Origin of the sequence: Streptococcus sp. 2_1_36FAA (genome assembly GCF_000161955.2) — a bacterium.
Lineage (GTDB): Bacteria > Bacillota > Bacilli > Lactobacillales > Streptococcaceae > Streptococcus > Streptococcus gordonii.
Window position 1 is genome coordinate 108,591 of record NZ_KI391974.1, and the last position, 20,613, is coordinate 129,203.

22 protein-coding genes are annotated in these 20,613 nt (G+C 39.7%); 4 read left to right on the forward strand and 18 right to left on the reverse strand.

Annotated elements, in window-relative coordinates; genetic code table 11:
- Positions 1-3: 3 nt before the first annotated feature.
- The 18 genes from HMPREF0847_RS02940 to HMPREF0847_RS03030 all read right to left on the reverse strand — a co-directional run bounded on the left by HMPREF0847_RS02940 (position 4) and on the right by HMPREF0847_RS03030 (position 17,098).
- Positions 4-342: a zinc ribbon domain-containing protein YjdM gene (locus HMPREF0847_RS02940; protein WP_008808707.1), complete on the reverse strand. Its 339-nt coding sequence runs from the start codon at positions 340-342 to the stop codon at positions 4-6.
- A gap of 65 nt (positions 343-407) precedes the next feature.
- On the reverse strand, positions 408-1,214 hold the full coding sequence (proC, locus tag HMPREF0847_RS02945; protein ID WP_008808708.1) for a pyrroline-5-carboxylate reductase: 807 nt from the start codon (positions 1,212-1,214) through the stop codon (positions 408-410).
- Between the two features lie 2 nt (positions 1,215-1,216).
- A complete protein-coding gene (locus tag HMPREF0847_RS02950; RefSeq protein WP_008808709.1) occupies positions 1,217-2,479 on the reverse strand; it encodes a glutamate-5-semialdehyde dehydrogenase in 1,263 nt (420 codons plus the stop codon).
- A gap of 21 nt (positions 2,480-2,500) precedes the next feature.
- Complete coding sequence (gene proB / locus HMPREF0847_RS02955; RefSeq protein WP_008808710.1) at positions 2,501-3,610, reverse strand: glutamate 5-kinase; 1,110 nt, start codon at positions 3,608-3,610, stop codon at positions 2,501-2,503.
- 256 nt (positions 3,611-3,866) lie between these two features.
- On the reverse strand, positions 3,867-4,631 hold the full coding sequence (locus tag HMPREF0847_RS02960) for a (S)-acetoin forming diacetyl reductase (RefSeq protein WP_008808711.1): 765 nt from the start codon (positions 4,629-4,631) through the stop codon (positions 3,867-3,869).
- Positions 4,632-5,088: 457 nt separating this feature from the next.
- Positions 5,089-5,979, reverse strand: a complete 891-nt coding sequence (locus HMPREF0847_RS02970; protein ID WP_008808712.1) for an RluA family pseudouridine synthase — start codon at positions 5,977-5,979, stop codon at positions 5,089-5,091.
- The gene (lspA, locus tag HMPREF0847_RS02975; protein ID WP_008808713.1) at positions 5,963-6,430 is read right to left on the reverse strand and encodes a signal peptidase II; all 468 of its coding nucleotides are present in this window, start codon (positions 6,428-6,430) and stop codon (positions 5,963-5,965) included. The genes HMPREF0847_RS02970 and lspA overlap by 17 nt, the downstream gene beginning before the upstream one ends.
- The gene (locus tag HMPREF0847_RS02980; protein WP_008808714.1) at positions 6,427-7,335 is read right to left on the reverse strand and encodes a LysR family transcriptional regulator; all 909 of its coding nucleotides are present in this window, start codon (positions 7,333-7,335) and stop codon (positions 6,427-6,429) included. The genes lspA and HMPREF0847_RS02980 overlap by 4 nt, the downstream gene beginning before the upstream one ends.
- A gap of 94 nt (positions 7,336-7,429) precedes the next feature.
- Positions 7,430-8,353, reverse strand: a complete 924-nt coding sequence (locus HMPREF0847_RS02985) for a TDT family transporter (protein ID WP_008808715.1) — start codon at positions 8,351-8,353, stop codon at positions 7,430-7,432.
- Between the two features lie 46 nt (positions 8,354-8,399).
- On the reverse strand, positions 8,400-9,266 hold the full coding sequence (locus tag HMPREF0847_RS02990; RefSeq protein WP_008808716.1) for a GNAT family N-acetyltransferase: 867 nt from the start codon (positions 9,264-9,266) through the stop codon (positions 8,400-8,402).
- 95 nt (positions 9,267-9,361) lie between these two features.
- Positions 9,362-10,318 (reverse strand): ABC transporter permease, encoded by a 957-nt coding sequence (locus HMPREF0847_RS02995; RefSeq protein ID WP_008808717.1) that lies wholly within the window; start codon positions 10,316-10,318, stop codon positions 9,362-9,364.
- A 1-nt stretch (position 10,319) separates the two neighbouring features.
- On the reverse strand, positions 10,320-11,378 hold the full coding sequence (locus HMPREF0847_RS03000) for an ABC transporter permease (protein ID WP_008808718.1): 1,059 nt from the start codon (positions 11,376-11,378) through the stop codon (positions 10,320-10,322).
- A complete protein-coding gene (locus HMPREF0847_RS03005; protein WP_008808719.1) occupies positions 11,371-12,906 on the reverse strand; it encodes an ABC transporter ATP-binding protein in 1,536 nt (511 codons plus the stop codon). Before HMPREF0847_RS03005 ends, HMPREF0847_RS03000 begins: the two co-directional genes overlap by 8 nt.
- A 139-nt stretch (positions 12,907-13,045) precedes the next feature.
- Entirely contained in the window at positions 13,046-14,104 is a 1,059-nt protein-coding gene (locus HMPREF0847_RS03010; RefSeq protein WP_020992636.1) for a BMP family lipoprotein, read from the reverse strand.
- A gap of 70 nt (positions 14,105-14,174) precedes the next feature.
- A complete protein-coding gene (locus tag HMPREF0847_RS03015; protein ID WP_008808721.1) occupies positions 14,175-14,564 on the reverse strand; it encodes a cytidine deaminase in 390 nt (129 codons plus the stop codon).
- Entirely contained in the window at positions 14,551-15,213 is a 663-nt protein-coding gene (deoC, locus tag HMPREF0847_RS03020) for a deoxyribose-phosphate aldolase (protein WP_008808722.1), read from the reverse strand. The genes HMPREF0847_RS03015 and deoC overlap by 14 nt, the downstream gene beginning before the upstream one ends.
- A gap of 17 nt (positions 15,214-15,230) precedes the next feature.
- On the reverse strand, positions 15,231-16,508 hold the full coding sequence (locus HMPREF0847_RS03025; protein WP_008808723.1) for a pyrimidine-nucleoside phosphorylase: 1,278 nt from the start codon (positions 16,506-16,508) through the stop codon (positions 15,231-15,233).
- A complete protein-coding gene (locus tag HMPREF0847_RS03030) occupies positions 16,505-17,098 on the reverse strand; it encodes a class I SAM-dependent methyltransferase (RefSeq protein WP_008808724.1) in 594 nt (197 codons plus the stop codon). Before HMPREF0847_RS03030 ends, HMPREF0847_RS03025 begins: the two co-directional genes overlap by 4 nt.
- 105 nt (positions 17,099-17,203) lie before the next feature.
- Between HMPREF0847_RS03030 and coaA the strand changes: the two genes are divergently transcribed.
- The 4 genes from coaA (at position 17,204) to HMPREF0847_RS03050 (ending at position 20,610) form a co-directional block, all read left to right on the forward strand.
- A complete protein-coding gene (gene coaA / locus HMPREF0847_RS03035; RefSeq protein ID WP_008808725.1) occupies positions 17,204-18,124 on the forward strand; it encodes a type I pantothenate kinase in 921 nt (306 codons plus the stop codon).
- 96 nt (positions 18,125-18,220) lie between these two features.
- A complete protein-coding gene (rpsT, locus tag HMPREF0847_RS03040; protein ID WP_008808726.1) occupies positions 18,221-18,469 on the forward strand; it encodes a 30S ribosomal protein S20 in 249 nt (82 codons plus the stop codon).
- A 64-nt stretch (positions 18,470-18,533) separates the two neighbouring features.
- A complete protein-coding gene (locus HMPREF0847_RS03045) occupies positions 18,534-19,043 on the forward strand; it encodes a DNA topology modulation protein (RefSeq protein WP_008808727.1) in 510 nt (169 codons plus the stop codon).
- Positions 19,044-19,158: 115 nt separating this feature from the next.
- Complete coding sequence (locus HMPREF0847_RS03050) at positions 19,159-20,610, forward strand: alpha-amylase (RefSeq protein WP_020992639.1); 1,452 nt, start codon at positions 19,159-19,161, stop codon at positions 20,608-20,610.
- Positions 20,611-20,613: the final 3 nt, after the last annotated feature.

The window sequence follows — 20,613 nt, forward strand, 5'->3', positions numbered from 1 at the left end:
ACCTCAGATTTTCTTTACAAACTCTGACTTGAGCTTCATCGCACCGAAGCCGTCAATCTTACAGTCAATATTGTGGTCACCTTCTACAATGCGGATATTTTTCACGCGTGTACCTTGTTTGAGATCTTTAGGTGCACCTTTGACTTTCAAGTCCTTGATTAGGGTAACAGTGTCACCATCAGCTAACTTATTGCCATTGGCATCGATAGCTACTACTCCTTCTTCTACCTCTTGGACTTCAGCTGGGTTCCATTCATAAGCACATTCTGGGCAAATTAAAAGTGCACCATCTTCATAGACATATTCTGAGTTACATTTTGGACAATTTGGTAAAGTGTTCATTATTTTCTCCCTTTTAAAAATATACTGATTTATTATACTCTATTCTGCAACTTTTGACAAACTGATTAGGATTTTTTTCCTAATTCCTGCGTCCTCTTGTAGGCAGCTTGAACAGCATCCATGACCGTTCCTCGAAAGGCATTTTCTTCCAGACTAGCTACCCCGACGATGGTCGAACCTGCCGGACTGCAGACCTGGTCTTTGAGTTGAGCCGGATGTTGCCCACTAACCTGACTTAGCTTGGCAGCACCTAAAAGGGTTTGATTGGCCAGTTCAAGCGATATATCGCGACTGAGTCCTGCTCTGACACCAGCATCCGCTAAAGCCTCTATAAAGAGATAGACGAAGGCTGGTCCACAGCCGGCAAGAGCTGTTGCCGCATCTAATTGTTTTTCCTCTAGTTTGATCAAAAGACCAGCTGAAGACAGAAGCTCACGCAACAAGTCTTCGTCTACTTGATTCGCCTGCTGGGATAAGACATAGCTAATAACACCCTCACCTACGGCTACTGGTGTATTAGGCATCATCCGAATCCAACGATGGTGGCGAGGTGATAATTTTTCTAATAGCTCCAAGCTCAGACCAGCAGCCATCGAAACCAGCAGAAGAGAATCCCGTTTTTCTAGAATTTCCTGATACTCAGCCAGCAAGTCAGCAAATTGAGCTGGTTTGATGCCAAGGAAAATCACCTCTGCCTGAGAAAAAACTTCTTCATTACTGACTGGCTGCCCACCAACTTCCGTAGCAATCTTTTCAGCCTTGTTCCTACTTCGGTTAGCTAGTAGTAATTCGCTTCTATATCTTTCATCTTGGGCAACTAGGCGAGCTAAACTGCCACCCATATTTCCCAAACCGATAAATCCAATTTTCATCTTTATTTCCTCACTTGACCATCCCCTTGAATGACATACTTATAGCTGGTCAACTCTTTCAGTCCCATAGGACCTCTGGCATGCAGTTTCTGAGTAGAAATCCCCATTTCGCAGCCGAGTCCAAATTGACCGCCGTCTGTAAAACGAGTTGAAGCATTGACATAAACCGCTGCGCTATCCACCTGCTCTGTGAAGTAAGCTGCCGCTGCAGCCTTCTCTGTCACAATGGCATCCGAGTGATGGGTGCTGTGAACCTCAATATGCTCCACCGCTTCTTCTAGCGAGGAAACCAGCTTGACCGCTAAGATATAGTCCAAAAATTCGGTATCAAAATCTTCTGGTCTAGCTTGCGAGCCCGAGATATACTGAGCTGCTTTCTCATCCAAACGCAATTCAACAGGGTTTTCTTGCGCTTTCTCACGATCTGTCACCAGCATCTTCTGCAAACGTGGTAAAAATGCAGCTGCAATCTCTTGATGAACTAGTAGAACTTCCATGGCATTGCAGACAGAGGGGCGACTGGTCTTGGCATTCTCAATAATCGCCAAAGCCTTGGCTTGATCAGCATCCTTATCTACATAGATATGGACAATTCCAGTACCCGTCTCAATAACCGGCACAGTCGCATTTTCCACGACTGCCTGAATCAAACCCGCGCCACCACGAGGAATGAGCAAATCCAGATATCCCTTGGCCTTCATCATGGCCTGGGCGGAAGCCCGGCTGGTATCAGAAACCAACTGGATACAATCTGGTGAAATCGCCGTCTGAGCCAAACCTTTTTTCAAAGCTGTGACAATAGCAAGCGCTGTCTGATAGGCATCCTTGCCACTTCTGAGAACGACTGCGCTACCACTCTTTAGGGCAAGAGCCGCAGCGTCAGAGGTGACATTAGGCCGGCTCTCGTAGATAATACCAATTATGCCCATAGCCACCCGCTTTTTACTGATGACAAGACCGTTATCAAGCTCAGTCCTTTCCAAGACTTCCCCTACAGGATCCTCCAAGCCAATCAACTGGCGAATGCCCTCTGCCATGGCAGCAATCCGATTCTCATCCAGATAGAGACGGTCCAGCATCACATCTGAAATCTTACCTTTTGCTACAGTCATATCCAATTCATTGGCCGCCAAAACGTCTGCACGAGAAAGCCAGAGCTGCTTTGCCATTTCTTCCAAAGCATTGTTTTTCTCAGCCGTTGTGGCCGTATTGATCGTCTTCTTGACTTTCTGAACCTTTTCAAAAATCGCTTGTGTTGAGGTCATAGCTTCTCCTTTCCTCGTCTTCTAAAATTCTGCAAATAAATCATTTAACTCCGGTGTCAGAGAAATCCAGTCATCCCGATGAATGACAACACCTTTAGGTTTATTTGACTTGAGCATATCTTTAAGAGCAGACTTGCCAAAACGCACGCGCCCTTTACCAAGAATAGTTCCGCTACCTTCTTCGTAAACCGTTACTGTATCTTGATAGGCAAAGCTACCCGATACAGATACAAGACCAGACACCAACAAACTTTTACCATTGTTTCTGAGAGCGTCGGCTGCTCCTTGGTCTACATAGATTTCCCCTTGACTTTTAGCATAGAAAGCAAGCCATTGCTTCTGCGTTTTTAGACCTTTTTCCTGGGCCAAAAAGAGACTGCCATCCTTGGTCTTCTCCGCAGCTTCCAGCAGAGCATCAGTCTTGAGTGAAGAGCAGATATAGACTGGAACGCCAGACATGGTCGCAAGAGTTGCTGCTTTTATCTTTGTCAGCATACCACCAGTCCCGTTGCTCGTTCCTGCACCGCCCGCCATATCAATCAGCTCAGAGCTAATCTTCTCAATCTTTTCCAGTCGACGAGCATCTGGATCGATAGAGGGATTGGCCGTGTAGAGTCCATCGACATCTGTCAAGAGCACTAGGAGGTCCGCCTGAACCATAGCTGCCACCTGAGCACTCAGTGTATCATTATCCCCGACCTTGAGCTCCTCGATAGCCACCGTGTCATTTTCATTGATGATAGGAATAGCACCGCGATTCAGCAATACAGACAAGGCCTGATGAGCATTCTTGTAACGCCTCTTATCTGCAAAATCATCCTGCGTCAAAAGAATCTGAGCAGAAATGATTTGCTTCAAAAGAAGATTGGTTGTATATTCCTCCAAAAGCAAACCCTGTCCAACAGCAGCTGAAGCCTGTTTGTCAGCCACCTTGGTCGGTCGCTTTTTAAAGCCCAGAGAAGAAAAACCTGCCGCAACAGCTCCTGATGAGACCAAGATTAACTCATGCCCCGCCTCATGGAGGAGTGCCAACTGCCGAGTAATTTCCTTTACCTTGGCGCGTGACAGACTGCCATCTGCATTTGTCAATGACGAAGTTCCCACTTTAAATACGATTCGCTTTGCTTTCATTTCCTTTTCCTTCACTGCTAGATTGTCTTATTATACCATGATTTACGGAAAATAAAAACGACCGTGATTGAAGCGGTCGAGGGGTTGAAGGAAGTTATTTTACTTGAACGGTATACAGCGAGCCTTAAATAAATGTTCGTCGATTTTAAAGCTATCTTTGATAAAATAGCTTCAACTAACTAAAATCTTTTCTATAAATGACGTAAAAAACTGCGACCAATCGATCACAGTTTTGAACAAATCTTTTGAACATTTCTTAATGGAATTGCATACCACCATCAACGATAATAGTTTGACCAGTAATGTAGTTTGAATCAGGACCTGCTAGGAAGCTAACAGCTGCTGCAACATCTTCTGGTTCAGAGAGACGTTTCAGTGTGATATCTTTAGCGAATGTTTGCATGCCCCACTCATCATCTTTGCCAGCATTTTTACCAACTTCATGAGCGATATCAAACATCATTGGTGTCTTCACGATACCTGGCGCATAAGCATTAACTGTAATTCCAGAGTCGGCTAAATCACGCGCTAATGTTTGAGTGATTCCACGAACCGCAAATTTCGTACCACCGTAGACTGTCAAATTTGGATTTCCCACAACACCTGCCTGAGATGTAGCGTTGATAATCTTGCCTCCATGGCCAAGAGCCTTAAATTGTGCTTGAGCAGCTTGAGATCCCCAAATGACGCCACCTACGTTAATGGCAAAAGTACGTGTAAATTGTTCTTCTGTGATGGTATCAAGTGGTGTTGTTGGTGCTACACCAGCATTATTGACAACAACATTTAAATCCCCAAAATGATCAACGACTTTTTGGAAGGCGGCAGCTACCTCTGCTTGTTTAGACACATCTGCAACTACAGCAAAGGTCTTAGTAGCAGATAACTCTGCAACAGCCTTTTCAACAGTTTCCGCATTATAGTCCAATAGTCCGACTTTAAATCCATCTTGAACCAAGCGCTTTGCAATCGCAAAACCAATCCCTTGACCTGCACCTGTAACAATAGCAACTTTTGACATATGATTCCTCCTTGGTATCCATGATACCGCGACACGTTCATAGCTGAACAGCAAAGGGTTTACAAGTTAGTTATGGCAAAAAATTTCATTATGAAACTTCTGTCAGAGCTATGGTACGATTATACAACTATGTGAAAACTGTGTCAAATTTTTGCAGTTTTATAGATTATTGATAAATCCTATGATGTATCTTGTAGCAGGTATATTAGGAACTTGTAGCATTACTTTAATTTTTTTGGTTATGAAATTTGGGGATAAAGCACAGTTCCGATATGTCATAACTAAACTATCTTGATTAGGCTTGATTGGGCTAAACTCTAATTGATAGATATTCGGGTGATAGGGAAATTTAACTTGGCACATGATTAATTTCTCCTCTTTAATATAAAAAAACAGCCTCAAGCAGCTTCAAAAGCTCCTAGGGACTGTTTTGTATTTTAATAATGAATGAATCTGATTATTCTTGACGTAGCTTTTTCAAGGTTTCTTGGAAAATTGCTGGCACTTCAGCTGTAAATTCCAACACTTCACCAGTTCGAGGATGGGTAAAGCCCAGCGTTCGCGCGTGCAAAAATTGGCCATGTCCTTTTAAAGTCTTACGAGGTCCATAGACCTCATCTCCAGCTACAGGGTGTCCGATGTAGGCCATGTGAACGCGGATTTGATGAGTTCGTCCTGTTTCCAACTGAAGCTCAACCAAGCTATAGTCACCAAAACGTTCCAAGACTTGGAAACGCGTCAGAGCTGACTTGCCTTTGGCCGTCACAGCCTGCTTCTTGCGGTCTTTTTCGCTGCGGCCAATCGGTGCTTCAATCACTCCACGGTCATTAGGTAGATTTCCATGAACAATAGCCCAATACTTGCGTAGGGATTTCTTATCCTTGAGCTCATCAGCCAGAGCCACATGGGCTTGGTCATTTTTTGCAATCATGAGAAGCCCTGAAGTGTCCTTGTCGATCCGATGGACAATCCCGGGCCGGAGAACACCATTGATGCCAGACAGGTCTTTGATGTGATACATAAGAGCGTTGACTAGCGTACCGCTTGTATGACCTGCAGAAGGATGAACTACCATTCCCTGAGGTTTATTGACAACTGCCACGTCCTCATCTTGATAGACGATTTCTAATGGAATATCCTCAGGAACATACTCAACTTCCTCAACCTCTGGTAGTTCGTAAGAAATGACATCGCCCTCTTTAACAGTGTACTTAGCTTTTTTTACCAAGCCATTCACTAAAATCTTGCCTGTCTTAATTTGCTCGTTAGCTAGGCTTCTTGACAAATCAGTTAAATCAGCAACGGCTTTATCTAAACGCGCCCCAGCCTGCTCAACTTTCACTTCCATTAGTTTCTTCCTTTATGATGACTAGGAGCATGATTAAAACTCCAAAAGTTAGATAGGTATCCGCAACATTAAAGACTGCAAAATTGATAAAATCAACTTGGAACATATCGACAACAAAACCTTGGCGCAAGCGATCAATAAAATTACCTAAACCACCTGCAATAATCAAGGTCAACCCACTGATAAGCCAAAATGAACCTTTTATATTTTTTATCAAATACCAGATCGCTCCACCAATCACAAGGAGTGTGATAATTGTAAAAAGCCACTGCTGATTCTCTAAAATAGAAAAAGCAGCTCCTGTGTTTTGGAGATATGTTAGGCTCATGATTGAAGGAATAAATCCTTTGACCTCACCTAATTTGATATTGCTGACAACAGCCCACTTAACCAACTGATCTAAAATAATCAGCAAGCCAATCGTAAGGGGAATGGTTATTTTTCTTCTCATACTTTTCTCTTCTTCTCAAAATATTCTTTCATAACAGCTACAAATGCCTCTCCAACTTGAGATAGTTCAACCTCAGACCGTTTGACATAAACCATTTTATTATCTAAAGCATCCTTGACTGGAATCACTGTAATGCCATTCACACTATTACTATCCAAGAAACCTGATCCAGTCGCATAGGCATCTGTTCTTTCTAAAATACCATTCAATGTAGCACGGTCGGTCACATTAAACATCTGGGAACTAGCGCTGGTATCCACCAAGTTTTCAGAATAATAGAGATACTCATCTTTTTCTTGAGTAAATCGAACAGTAGGTAGGTCAGTCAAATCATCCATAATCAATTCTTTTTTATTGGTCAGCGGATGATCCTCCCGTAGATAGATATGCGTCTGGAAAGGAATGAGTTCAATAACCTCTAAACCAAGCTTGTCTATCTTTTGCATAATTCCCTTAGTGTTCTGATTGTTAAGATAGATGATTCCAATCTCACTATGACCTTGAGCTACTTCGTCTAGAATCTGGACAGTAGTCGATTCAAATATCCGAAAATTCTTATATGCTGGATATAACTTTGAAAACTCTGTGATAAGAGGGGGTAAGAAATCATAGTGCTGACTAGCAATAGAAAACTCATCCTTTTCTTCCTCAGGATTAGCATACTGATTTTGGAAAATATCAAAGCCCTTTACCAATTCCTGAGCCCGCTCATAGAACTCCATTCCTCGACGAGTTAAAAAGGTACCACTACTAGTTCTACGAAAAATTTTAAAACCAAGTTCTTTTTCCAAATCTCGAACAGAAATGGAAAGACTCGGTTGGCTGACATACATTTTTTCTGCCGCTTCTCGAAAAGTTCCACTATTTGCAATAGCAACCACGTATCGTAATTGTTGAATATTCATTTTATCTTCCTCATATAAAGTATTGATATTATACCATAAATTCGTTCTTTCATAAAGAAATGGAGAGTCTCTAAACTAGAGATCCTCTTTTACACTATTCTGATAATGCAAATATGTCTTTTAAATACAGGAAAGTTACTCTTAGAACAACAACTAAAGCGATTAGCACTTCACATACATAAATAATTTGTCCAGTAATTCCTATATTATAATGCAGTAAGAAAGCTTTTAGGGCAGTTGCTGAAATCACTAAAGGAAAAGTAAAGGCGGAAAATCCTGCAGAAAAAGGTCTTCTCAAAAGACTTGGAAGTTGATATAGGATAAAGAAATAAAGTATCTGCCCAAAAACGATAAGGAATAAGAGCAAAAGATTGTTTGGATTTGGGAAACTAACTACATAAGCCGCTGTTACCAATGAAAGCGGAGCGCAAAACGTCGTCATATTCGGCAGAATCGCTTCTGTTAGTCCAATCTTAAAAGTCTTATAAAAAACAATTGGCAAAACTAGAATGGTAGCAAGAAGACAATACCAAAAGATTATCTGCCCAAGGAAGAATTGACCAGAAACAAAAATTGTCAAAGGAGCTACGCCAATTCCTACAAAGAGAACAGTCCAAGAAGGATAAACATTTTCCCACTTGAAAGGAATAAGAAACGAAAAGAAATAATAAATCATCAAAAAGACTAGGCCGATAAAACTAATCCACCACAGAATGCGAGCCAAGAACATAGTCCAAGATCCCCAAAATGTCCAGCTTGCCAGATAGCTTGAAAGCAACATCCCTTGCATGAAGAAAGTCGGGAAGACAGATGCAATGAGAGGATCTCTTAACTGTTTTCTAACCAGTTTTTTATATGAGACCATACCAAATATCAAATGAATTAAAAAGAAAACTGCTAGTCCTGCAAAAAAATAACGTAAGATTTGGCTCCAACTTCCTACCAAGTTTCCAATGGCTAACAAACCTAAAACGAGACCGGATTGGACCAATAAGGGTTCTCTTCTCTTTATTTTCATAAATTACTCTCCAAGAAAGGGTAAAGTTAAACTAACCATGGCCTTTTTATAAATTTTCTTTTCTTTCCAAGTAAACTATTTCTGACTTTTTCTCAAAGCCCAACCTTTGATATAATCTCAAAGCTCCAGAGTTTTGAACTTCAACAACTATTTGACAAAGTCGGCCATTGATTTTATGTAAATCGTTTAGAATATATTTAACCAGATAGGACCCTAATCCTTGGCCTTGATACCCTTTTTCCACAGCCAAACCAAATAAGTAATTGGTTCCTAAGCTGATATCTACCGAACAAGATGCACGAACTCGTCCATCCTTGCGTAAAACATATAAACGACAAGTTTCATCAAGTACAGCCTCTCTGGCATACTTTTCAGCACAAGTCAATGTGCTACCAAACTCTTGCGATTGGAAGCTAGCAATGTCACTAATTAAACTTAGGTCTGCTAAAGCGACTTCTATATCTGGAATAGCCTCCAAATGGAATTGACAAGAGACTTGTTCCAGCCAAATCTCATTCTCTTCTAAGTTAGTAGAATATTTATTCCAAAAATCTGGATGTTGATCTAAAAAATTAGTTTCTGAAACATAATGGACTTTAATAAGCTGATAACGCTTAGCGGTCTTCTTAAATTCATTTACTAGAGCCTTAGCTATGCCTTGACAGCGATAAGCAGGAGCAACGTAAATAGACACTTCTGCTTCATGTGGTTCATCAGCATATATTGATAAAAAGCCAACCAAAGCCTCGTCTACAAACGCTAAGATAAAAGCAGGCATTTTGGGATTGTCATTATAATTGCTATCTAAATATGGAATTCTATATGTATGATCTACTTGGTTACATTCTTTTACTATCGAAAACGCATCATTCTTTTCTTTGTCAGACAATTGAACTCTTACTTGTATATTCATCTTACACTCCTAAATTGTTATGGACATTATACCACATAATACAATTTTACTCTCCATAAAAACAAAAAAAGAAACAGGAAATTTCCTGCTTCGCTTTATTTTGATTTGATATAGTTAATACCGTCTGCCTTAGGAGCAACAGCTTTTCCGAAGAAGACTGCTAGGACAAGAATTGTCAAAACGTAAGGCGCAATCTGCAAGTAAACCGCTGGAACATGAGATAGGAATGGCAATTGACTTCCGATAACTGCCAAACTTTGAGATAACCCAAAGAAGAGACTTGAAAGCATTGCTCCAATTGGATCCCATTTACCAAAGATCATAGCCGCCAAAGCAATGAAACCTGGTCCAATAATTGTTGTTGCAGCAAAGTTAACTGAGATCGATTGTGCGTAGATTGCTCCACCTACACCACCGAGGAATCCAGAAATCATTACTCCCCAATAGCGCATCTGGTAAACATTAATTCCTAGTGTATCAGCAGCTTGTGGATGTTCACCAACAGAGCGAAGACGAAGACCAAATTTCGTCTTAAACATGATGAACCAAGCGACAAAGGCAAAACCTACAGCCAAGTAACCCATCAGACTAGTGTGCTTGAAGAAGATATCACCAATAACAGGAATATCAGACAGAATTGGGAAATTAAATTTACCAAAAGAAACTCGAATGTTATCAGTTTGACCTTTCCCGTAAAGAGCCTTTACTAAGAAAATTGCCAAGGCAGGTGCCATCAAATTTAAGACCGTTCCGCTGACAACGTGGTCTGCACGGAAGTTGATAGTAGCAACTGCATGGATAAGTGAGAAAATAAGTCCGACTATTCCACCGACCAAAAGGGCCAACCAAGGTGTTAAACTACCGAAAGTACTTTCAAACGTAAGGTTGAAAACAACACCTGAGAAAGCACCCATTACCATGATACCTTCAAGTCCCACGTTAACAACACCTGAATGTTCAGAGAAGGCACCACCAATACTAGTGAAGACCAAAGGAGCTGCATAAATAAGCATTGATGACACTAATAAATTTAGCATTGAGACAAAATTCATCTTATTTACCTCCCTTTTCTTGTTTGCGTGGTTTGATAAAACGTTCAATAATGTAATGAACACTTACAAAGAAGATGATAGATGCTGTTACGATGCTGACCAATTCAGAAGGAATAGTTGCAACATTCATACCTGGAGCTCCAACCTGAAGTACTGCAAACAGGAAGGCTGCAAAAGGAATTCCTACAGGAGAATTACTTGCAAGAAGACTAACTGCCATACCATTGAAGCCAACGCTTAATGAGCTACCTTGAACATAAACGTTTTGGAATGTACCAAGTCCTTCTACTACACCTCCGACACCAGCAAGGGCACCAGAAATAATCATTGAAAGGATAATTGTACGTTTTGCTGACATACCGGCATACTCACTTGCATGCGGATTGATACCAACTGAACGAATCTCAAAGCCAAGAGTAGTTTTCTTAAGAAGGAACCATACCAGAACAACTGCAATAATTGCAAAGAAGATTCCGATGTTCATCCGCGAATTATTGGTCAAGGCACGCAACCATTCTGTTTGGTAGGTGGCATTAGGACCTACAGTGATACTAGAATCCACACTCTGCATGACAGATTTCGGGAAACTATGGATAAAGGCATTACCAACATATAGAACGATATAGTTCATCATGATCGTTACGATGACCTCTGATGTTCCAAGGTAAGCACGTAAAATACCAGGAATCGCACCAATGATACCACCCGCTACAATACCAAGGAATACAGTCATGATGAGCATAAGTGGACGCGGTAAATTTGGAAATGATAGAGCAAACCAACCGGCAGTAATCCATCCTGCCAAAGCTTGCCCAGGCAAACCAACGTTGAAGAAGCCAGCTCGACTAGCCACTGCAAAACCAAGGGCGATTAAGATCAACGGTCCCATTGCACGAGAGATTTCTCCCAAACTTCTTAGAGTACCAAAGGCTGTTTTGAAAAGTTCTTCATACCCCCAAATAGCATCGTAGCCAAAAATCCACATGATAATCGCACCGAGTAAAATCCCAAGAACGACAGAAATCAAAGGAACGGCAATCTGCTGTGTTTTCTTAGACATTAGAATCTCCCTTCTTTAATTCTCCTCCGGCCATCAAAATACCAAGTTCTTGTTTATTGGTTTCAGCTGGCGTTACGATACCTTGAATTTTACCGTCATGAATAACAGCAATTCTATCAGATAAATTGAGAATTTCATCCAATTCAAAGCTGACAACAAGAACTGCTTTTCCTTTATCACGCTCACCAATTAAACGTTTATGGATATACTCAATCGCACCAACGTCTAATCCACGTGTAGGCTGGCTAACAATTAGAAGGTCTGGATCACGGTCTACTTCACGAGCAATAATTGCCTTTTGCTGATTACCTCCAGATAGAGCTGATGCAGGAACATAATCATTTGCTGCACGAACATCGAACTCTTCCATCAGTTTACGAGCATAATTATGAATATTAGTATAATTCAAAATACCATTCTTGCTAAGTGGTTCTTTATAGTAAGTTTGTAAAGCAATATTTTCAGAAATGGTCATATCAAGGACCAAACCATCACGATGACGGTCTTCAGGAACGTGACTGACCTTCATTTCCGTAATCTTACGAGGAGGCAAGCCAACTACATCCTTACCTTTGATATTAATGGTTCCTGATTTAACTTTACGCAAACCAGTAATCGCTTGAATTAATTCACTTTGTCCATTTCCGTCAATTCCGGCAATACCAACAATTTCACCTGCACGAACATCAAGTGATAAATTCTTGACAGCTGGAATACCACGGTTTTCATTAACAACTAAATCCTTGATTGAAAGAATGACTTCTTTTGGTTGAGGAGGATTTTTTTCTGTTGTAAATGAAACAGAACGTCCTACCATCATTTCAGCTAGATCTTGGTTTGTAGCACCAGCAATCTCAACCGTTTCAATACTCTTACCACGACGAATAACTGTAACACGATCAGAAACCGCACGAATTTCATCCAACTTGTGCGTAATCAAAATGATCGATTTACCCTCTTTGACAAGGTTCTTCATAATAATCATCAATTCGTCAATTTCAGCAGGTGTTAATACAGCAGTTGGTTCGTCAAAAATAAGGATGTCAGCACCACGATATAAAGTTTTTAGGATTTCAACCCGTTGTTGAGCGCCGACTGAAATGTCTTCGACTTTTGCAGAAGGATCTACGGCAAGACCATATTTTTCAGATAATTCTTTTATCTCTTGGATTGCTTTTTTGATGTCTAGAACACCATTCTTAGTAATTTCACTTCCTAAAATAATATTCTCGGCAACTGTAAATGCTTCGACCAGCATAAAGTGTTGGTGCACCATTCCAATACCTAAAGAGGCAGCTTTTGATGGTGAGTCTAGTTTAACAACTTGCCCATTTACTGCAATTTCACCACTAGTAGGCTCAAGCAATCCTGCCAACATATTCATCAAAGTAGATTTACCTGCTCCGTTTTCTCCTAAAAGAGCATGAATTTCACCACGACGAAGATGAAGGTTAATTTTGTCATTTGCAACAAATTGTCCAAAGATTTTGGTAATCTCCCGCATTTCGATGACATTTTCATGTGTCATTGTGATCCCATCCTTTCAAAACTTTTATTTCAATAGAACCTACTAAGAGTTAGTAAGCTCTATTGAGACAAAACCTTTTGTCTCAATCTCAAAGAAGCGATCTCTCTAAGATCGCTTCCTGAGAGTCAATGTTTGAATTTTATTCTGCAGGAACTTTGATGCTTCCGTCAAGAATTTTAGCTTTAGCATCTTCTACTGCTTTTTTAGCATCATCTGACAAAGCTTTAGTTGTCAAATCAACACCACCATCTTTCAAACCATAAACTGTTGTTTTACCACCAGGGAATTGGTTTTTAGATGCTTTGGTTGCGATGTCTTTAACTGTTCCACCAACTTTTTTCAAGGTAGAAGCAAGAACGAAGTTAGATTCTTTACCATCTTTAGATTTAAATTTTCCTTCGGCTTCTTGGTCACGGTCCACACCAATAACCCAAACTTTTTCGCTTTCGTTTCTTGTTTCATTGATTGATTTCGCTTCGTTGAAGACACCAGCACCTGTACCACCAGCTACTTGATAAATGATATCAGCACCTGCTGTATATTGTGCAGCGGCGATTGTTTTACCTTTAGCAGCATCACCAAATGATTCTGCATATTGAACATCAATCTTGATAGATGGGTCTACTGATTTAACACCAGCTTCGAAACCTTTTTCAAAACGAGTCAATACGGCACCTTTAATACCACCTACAAATCCAACAACTTTTGTTTTAGTTGTTTTCGCTGCAGCTACACCTGCAAGATAAGCTGCTTCGTTATCTGCAAACAAAGCAGAAGCGACATTGTCTTGACCTTTGATTTCATCATCAATGATGACATAGTTGATGTCTGAGTGGTCTTTGGCAGCAGCTTCTACAGCGTTACGAAGAGCAAATCCAATACCAAAAATTGCTTTATAACCACTTGATGCAGCTTGCTCAAGGTTATTAGCATACTCTGATTCGTTTGTTGATTGGAAGTAAGTGAAACCATGATCTTTTGAAAGACCGTTTTCTTTACCCCATTCTTGCAAACCTTCCCATGCTGATTGGTTGAATGACTTGTCATCAACACCACCAGTATCGGTTACGATAGCAGCTTTCAGATCTGTTTTAGCATCTGAATTGCTATTTGAGCGAGACGCACGGTTACCACATGCAGCAAGTCCTACTGCTGCGACAGCTACTAGACCAAGGCCTAGCCATTTTTTCTTGTTCATTTCTGAACCTCCTAAATAAGATATGCAACAATGTTGCAAAATTGTGTGGTCTGATGACCCAGACTACCAACTATTTTAAGTCGGTAAAAGAATATGGAAGTAATTCCCCGACCGTCATCACGACCGTCGATTTATCTTTAGCGACTAATGTCACTTTTAGATCTTTATTAAAAAATTCTGCCATCACTTGACGGCATGCTCCACATGGAGAAATTGGCTTTTCTGTCTGCCCATAGACAATCAGCTCTTCAAACTCAAGTGCTCCTTCAGAAACTGCTTTAAATATTGCTGTTCGTTCACCACAGTTTGTCAAACCAAAACTAGCATTCTCAACATTAACTCCAGTGAAGACACGGCCATCTTTAGCAACTAGTACAGCACCAATTGGAAAGTGAGAATATGGAACATACGCATTTTTGCTTGTCTCTACGGCCAAATCGATTAAATCAGTAGTTGCCACTAGCTGTTTCCCCTTTCATGATAGCAACACCTGATGAAGCACCAATCCGAGTAGCTCCAGCTTTAATGAAAGCTTGAGCATCATCATAAGAACGAGCGCCTCCAGATGCTTTAACTCCCATATCAGGACCAACTGTTTGTCTCATCAAAGCTACATCTTCTACAGTAGCACCACCAGTTGAAAAGCCAGTCGATGTTTTTACAAAGTCGGCTCCAGCTTTTTGGGAAATTTGACAGGCCAGAACTTTTTCTTGATCAGTCAAAAGGCAAGTTTCAATAATGACCTTCACAAGTTTCTCACCACTTGCTTCTACTACTGCTTGAATATCTTTTTCAAGCAAATCCAAGTTACCAGACTTGAGAGCGCCAATATTGATTACCATATCGATTTCATCAGCCCCATTTTCAATCGCATTTTTTGTTTCAAATGCCTTTACTTCAGGAGTGGTTGCCCCCAAAGGGAAACCTATAACTGTACAAACTTTTACATCAGATCCTCTTAATTCTTCAGCTGCAAGCTTTACCCAAGTTGGATTAACGCAGACGCTTGCAAAATCATATTCTTTGGCTTCTTCAATTATTTTTTCAATTTGCTCTTTTGTTGCTTCCGGCTTTAAAAGAGTATGGTCAATGTATTTGTTCAATTTCATTTTTTTCTCCTTTAAACTCAAGAAATGACCTCAATGATTTCGCTTACTTTTTTCCGTTCGACATCTATTCTAACATTTTTTTTGAATTCTGTAATCATTTCCTCAGAGATTTTTTGGTTAGCATAGATTTTAGCAACTACTTCACCTGATTGAACAGCTTCGCCAACTTTTTTCTCAAAAACAATTCCAGTTTCATAATCTAAGTTGTCAGATTTAACTGCTCGACCAGCACCTAAACGCATAGCAAATAAACCGAATTCCATAGCTGGTAGTTCAGAAATGAAACCAGACTTATCTGCAGTGACGTCTACTATATACTGAGCTGAAGATGGCCTATAAAGGTCTTCCAAGTCACCGCCCTGTGCTTGAATCATAGCTTCAAACTTTCTGAGAGCAGAGCCATTCATTATGTGCTCGCGAACTTCCTCTACAGTTTTCTCTACATTTGCTAAGCTAAGCATAATCTGAGCCAACTCACAGATAAAATGGGTTACATCTTCTCTGCCTTTTCCTTGAAGGATCTCTAAAGCCTCAAGAATCTCCAAACGATTACCAATGCTTGTTCCCACTGGTTGGCTCATATCTGTAATAACAGCTACTGTTCGTCTGCCTACAGCTTTACCTAACTCAACCATGGTCTGAGCAAGGCGACGCGCATCTTCGATATTCTTCATAAAGGCGCCTTCACCAACTGTCACATCAAGCAAAATACTATCAGCTCCAGCAGCAATCTTCTTACTCATAACAGAGCTCGCAATTAGAGGAATTGTGTCAACTGTTGCAGTCACATCACGAAGAGCATAAAGCAACTTATCAGCTTTCACGAGTTGATCTGACTGACCAATTACAGAAAGCCCGATATCTTGAACTTGTTTGATAAATTCTTCTTGACTGCGCTCAACTTGGAATCCTTTTACAGATTCTAGTTTGTCAATCGTTCCACCCGTATGACCTAGACCTCGACCACTCATCTTTGCAACTGGTACACCAAAGCTAGCAACCAAAGGAACAAGAATCAAAGTGACCTTATCACCAACACCACCAGTAGAATGCTTATCCACTTTAATACCAGAGATTTCTGATAAGTCAATTTGTTGACCTGTTCCTACCATTGTCATAGTCAAGTCTGAAATTTCTCTGGTTGTCATTCCCTTAAAGTAAATAGCCATTGCAAAAGCAGACATTTGATAATCGGGCACTGTACCAGCAACATAACCATCAATCAACCATTGAATTTCTTCTTTTGTTAATTCAAAACCATCACGTTTTTTTTGAATAATGTCGACAGCTCTCATTCTAGTTTCTCACTCCTTAAAATATAGTAGCCTTTATCTTTTTTGACAACTTCACAATTTCCAAAAACTTCTTCCATTTTGGCTTTAGCGCTTGGCGCCCCCTGCTTCTTCTGTATGACGATAGTTAGGTCACCACCTAGCGTCAAATGCTCAAGGCTACCTGCAATAACTTGATGAACTACTTGCTTCCCAGCTCTAATAGGAGGATTACTAATTATATGGTCAAAAACTCCAGTTACTTGATCATAGATATTAGATTGAAAGATTTCCGCTGAAACCCCATTAAGTTCGGCGTTTTTTCGGGCTAAATCCAAAGCACGCAGATTAATATCCACTAAGGTAGCTTTCACAGCTTGCGACTTTACTAATGTTAAACCTAATGGACCATAACCACAGCCCAGATCCAAAATAGTATCCCCTATAGAAAAATCTATGGTAGACAGGAGGACCTGACTACCATAATCGATCATCTTCTTGCTAAAGACGCCAGCATCCGTAAGGAAGGTCATTGGTTGACCTAATAAATTCAGTTGTAATTTATGGATATCGTGCTTAGCATCCGGATTTTCTGCAAAATACATCTTTGACATAAATTAATTTTATCACAATTTTACCTAAAATGTAAACCGTTTACAATATTTTCTACAATTTTTTTAACAATATGGTATACTAATCAAGTTGATAGGAGAAAAAATATGACAAACGAATTCCTTCATTTCGATAGAATTAGCCGAGAAAGATGGCAACAATTACATAGAAAAACAACACCGCCATTAACTGAAGAAGAATTAAATTCAATAAAAAGTTTTAATGATGAAATTAGTTTGCAAGATGTTATGGATATCTATTTACCATTAACTAATCTGATTCAAATTTATAAGAGAGCCAAAGAAGATCTTGCTTTTTCAAAGGGAATTTTTCTGCAAAAAAACTTAAAAAAACAACCTTTTATCATTGGTGTTTCTGGAAGCGTAGCTGTTGGAAAGTCGACAACAAGCCGCCTTCTCCAAATTTTACTTTCTAGAACTTTTGAGAATGCAAAAGTTGAACTCGTAACAACAGACGGTTTTTTATATCCGAACTCAATCTTACAGAAACATGACCTTTTAAATAGAAAAGGCTTCCCTGAAAGTTATAACATGGAACTTCTTCTAAATTTCTTAGATCACCTAAAAAACGGACAAACTTATCAGGTTCCTGTCTACTCTCATGAAATCTATGATATTGTTCCAAATCAGACACAGACAATCCAAGTTGCTGATTTCGTCATTGTTGAAGGGATTAATGTTTTTCAAAATCCTCAAAATGAACGTCTCTATATAACAGATTTCTTTGATTTTTCTATTTATGTAGACGCTGAGGTTGAGAATATCGAGAAATGGTATCTTGATCGTTTTGGTAAATTATTGGACTTGGCTAGACAGGATTCAAAGAACTACTACCATCGCTTCACCCAAGAACCAGTTGAAGATGTTATGAAAATGGCTCGCAACATATGGAAATCTATTAATTTAGTTAACTTAAAAGATTATATTGAGCCAACTCGCAATCGCGCTGAATTAATCCTTCATAAAGCTCATAACCATGAAATAGATGAGATTTACTTAAAGAAATAACTATAATCGATTGAAATCAAGTGATATTTTTTTAAAAGAATAATTAAGGCTTGTCAAATGCGAACTTTTCATATATAATTAGATAGTTAGTATACATTGGAGGTGAAAAACTTGGCAAACATTAAATCAGCTATCAAACGCGCTGAATTGAACGTTAAACACAACGAAAAAAACTCAGCTCAAAAATCAGCTATGCGTACTGCAATCAAAGCTTTTGAAGCAAACCCAACTGAAGAACTTTACCGCGCTGCTAGCTCAGCTATCGATAAAGCAGAAACTAAAGGTTTGATCCACAAGAACAAAGCTAGTCGTGATAAAGCACGTCTTGCAGCAAAACTTGGTTAATCAACTAACTGCATACAAAATGAGCTCTTCGGAGCTTTTTTGTTGCTTTATCGGAGGTACTTCTATGAAAATTGCCATCATCGGCTACTCTGGATCTGGAAAATCTACTTTAACTCAAAAACTATCTGAACATTATTCCATTCCCAAACTTCACATGGATAGATTGCAGTTCCAACCTGGCTGGAAGGATAGCGACCGTGATTGGATGAGTGAACAGATGGATAATTTTTTGTCAAAAAATACCGACTGGATCATTGACGGCAACTACTCCTGGTGTTTTTATGAACGTCGGATGGCAGAAGCAGACCAAATCATCTTTCTGAACTTCTCTCGCTGGAACTGCCTTTATCGAGCTTTCAAACGCTATCTAAAATACCGCAATCGGACCAGAGAAAGCATGGCTCCAGGCTGCCCTGAAAAGTTTGACTGTGAGTTTATCTGCTGGGTCCTTTGGAAAGGACGACGTCAGACTGCACTGGCAAGATATAAGAAAATCCGACAAACTTTTCCTCAGAAATTTATCGAATTATCCAATCAAAAAGAGTTGAAAGATTATTTACAAGAATTAGAATAACAGTAAAATTTTACGCAAACTTTTGCGTCCTCCTTCTATTTTTGATAAAATAGCGGTAAATCTGACATGAATACATTCTATGAGTCAGAAGAATTGATTGAATAAGGAATTTGATATGAAAAACCAAACTTTAATGCAGTATTTTGAATGGTATCTTCCAGATGATGGCCAGCATTGGAATCGTTTAGCAATGGATGCGCCAAATTTGGCTGCCAAAGGGGTTAAAAAAATATGGATGCCTCCGGCTTTTAAAGCAACTGGCTCAAATGATGTCGGCTATGGTATTTACGATTTATTTGATTTAGGTGAATTTGACCAAAAGGGGGCAATTCGTACTAAATACGGATTCAAAGACGAATATCTTCAAGCGATCCAAACATTAAAAGACAATGGCATTGAACCAATCGCTGATGTCGTTTTAAATCATAAAGCTGCTGCCGATGGAACTGAAACATTTACGGTTATTGAAGTAGATCCAAATGACCGTACTACTGCTATTTCTGAACCCTTTACGATTAAAGGGTGGACTCACTTTACTTTCCCTGGAAGAAATAAGCAATACAATGATTTTGAATGGCATTGGTATCATTTCACTGGAACTGACTTTGATGCAAAAAGTCGACGCTCTGGTATTTATTTAATTCAAGGTGATAATAAAGGTTGGGCAAACGATGAGCTGGTAGACAGCGAAAACGGAAACTATGACTATCTAATGTACGCCGATCTGGACTTCAAACATCCAGATGTTATTAAAAACTTATACGATTGGGCTAGATGGTTTATCGAAACTACAGGTATACAGGGTTTCCGCTTGGATGCAGTTAAGCATATAGATTCCTTCTTTATGGCCAACTTTATTCGAGATATTTTGCAAGAATATGGTGATGATTTCTATGTTTTCGGAGAGTTTTGGAATAATGATGAAGCTGCTAATAATGACTACTTAGAAAATATTGACTATCGCTTCGATCTTGTCGATGTTAAATTGCATACTAATCTTTTTGAAGCAAGTCAAAAGGGTGAAGAATATGACTTGCGTACTATTTTTGATCATACTTTAGTAAAAAATCACCCAGAATCAGCTGTGACATTTGTAGAAAATCATGATACTCAGCGTGGTCAAGCTCTTGAATCTACTGTTGAAGAATGGTTTAAACCGGCAGCATATGCTCTTATTCTACTTCGAGAGTCTGGCCTCCCATGTATTTTCTACGGAGACTACTATGGCATAAATGGTGAATTTGCTCAGCAAGATTTCCGAGAAGAGATTGACAAACTATTGGTCCTTCGTCTAAACCTAGCATATGGTGAAGAGACCGACTATTTTGATGACCCAAATTGTATCGGATGGACAAGGGCTGGTCAAGATGGTGGTCAGCCAATTGCTGTTTTAATTTCAAATGCTTCTGCTACTTCAAAACGAATGTATTTTGGCCAAGATTGCTCAGGGCACGAGTGTTCCGACTACCTTGGTAATTGCCAAACAATTGTCACTATTGATGAAGAAGGCTGGGGAGAGTTTCCTGTTGAAGAACAATCTGTTAGTGTTTGGTCTATTAAAAATTAAAAA

Excerpts from the sequence above, each read along its gene's own strand:
- HMPREF0847_RS02940 (WP_008808707.1), bottom strand. The coding sequence starts at position 342 with ATGAACACTTTACCAAATTGTCCAAAATGTAACTCAGAATATGTCTAT.
- proC (WP_008808708.1), bottom strand. The coding sequence starts at position 1,214 with ATGAAAATTGGATTTATCGGTTTGGGAAATATGGGTGGCAGTTTAGCT.
- HMPREF0847_RS02950 (WP_008808709.1), bottom strand. The coding sequence starts at position 2,479 with ATGACCTCAACACAAGCGATTTTTGAAAAGGTTCAGAAAGTCAAGAAG.
- proB (WP_008808710.1), bottom strand. The coding sequence starts at position 3,610 with ATGAAAGCAAAGCGAATCGTATTTAAAGTGGGAACTTCGTCATTGACA.
- HMPREF0847_RS02960 (WP_008808711.1), bottom strand. The coding sequence starts at position 4,631 with ATGTCAAAAGTTGCTATTGTTACAGGTGCAGGTCAAGGGATTGGTTTT.
- HMPREF0847_RS02970 (WP_008808712.1), bottom strand. The coding sequence starts at position 5,979 with ATGGAAGTGAAAGTTGAGCAGGCTGGGGCGCGTTTAGATAAAGCCGTT.
- lspA (WP_008808713.1), bottom strand. The coding sequence starts at position 6,430 with ATGAGAAGAAAAATAACCATTCCCCTTACGATTGGCTTGCTGATTATT.
- HMPREF0847_RS02980 (WP_008808714.1), bottom strand. The coding sequence starts at position 7,335 with ATGAATATTCAACAATTACGATACGTGGTTGCTATTGCAAATAGTGGA.
- HMPREF0847_RS02985 (WP_008808715.1), bottom strand. The coding sequence starts at position 8,353 with ATGAAAATAAAGAGAAGAGAACCCTTATTGGTCCAATCCGGTCTCGTT.
- HMPREF0847_RS02990 (WP_008808716.1), bottom strand. The coding sequence starts at position 9,266 with ATGAATATACAAGTAAGAGTTCAATTGTCTGACAAAGAAAAGAATGAT.
- HMPREF0847_RS02995 (WP_008808717.1), bottom strand. The coding sequence starts at position 10,318 with ATGAATTTTGTCTCAATGCTAAATTTATTAGTGTCATCAATGCTTATT.
- HMPREF0847_RS03000 (WP_008808718.1), bottom strand. The coding sequence starts at position 11,378 with ATGTCTAAGAAAACACAGCAGATTGCCGTTCCTTTGATTTCTGTCGTT.
- HMPREF0847_RS03005 (WP_008808719.1), bottom strand. The coding sequence starts at position 12,906 with ATGACACATGAAAATGTCATCGAAATGCGGGAGATTACCAAAATCTTT.
- HMPREF0847_RS03010 (WP_020992636.1), bottom strand. The coding sequence starts at position 14,104 with ATGAACAAGAAAAAATGGCTAGGCCTTGGTCTAGTAGCTGTCGCAGCA.
- deoC (WP_008808722.1), bottom strand. The coding sequence starts at position 15,213 with ATGAAATTGAACAAATACATTGACCATACTCTTTTAAAGCCGGAAGCA.
- HMPREF0847_RS03025 (WP_008808723.1), bottom strand. The coding sequence starts at position 16,508 with ATGAGAGCTGTCGACATTATTCAAAAAAAACGTGATGGTTTTGAATTA.
- HMPREF0847_RS03030 (WP_008808724.1), bottom strand. The coding sequence starts at position 17,098 with ATGTCAAAGATGTATTTTGCAGAAAATCCGGATGCTAAGCACGATATC.
- coaA (WP_008808725.1), top strand. The coding sequence starts at position 17,204 with ATGACAAACGAATTCCTTCATTTCGATAGAATTAGCCGAGAAAGATGG.
- HMPREF0847_RS03045 (WP_008808727.1), top strand. The coding sequence starts at position 18,534 with ATGAAAATTGCCATCATCGGCTACTCTGGATCTGGAAAATCTACTTTA.
- HMPREF0847_RS03050 (WP_020992639.1), top strand. The coding sequence starts at position 19,159 with ATGAAAAACCAAACTTTAATGCAGTATTTTGAATGGTATCTTCCAGAT.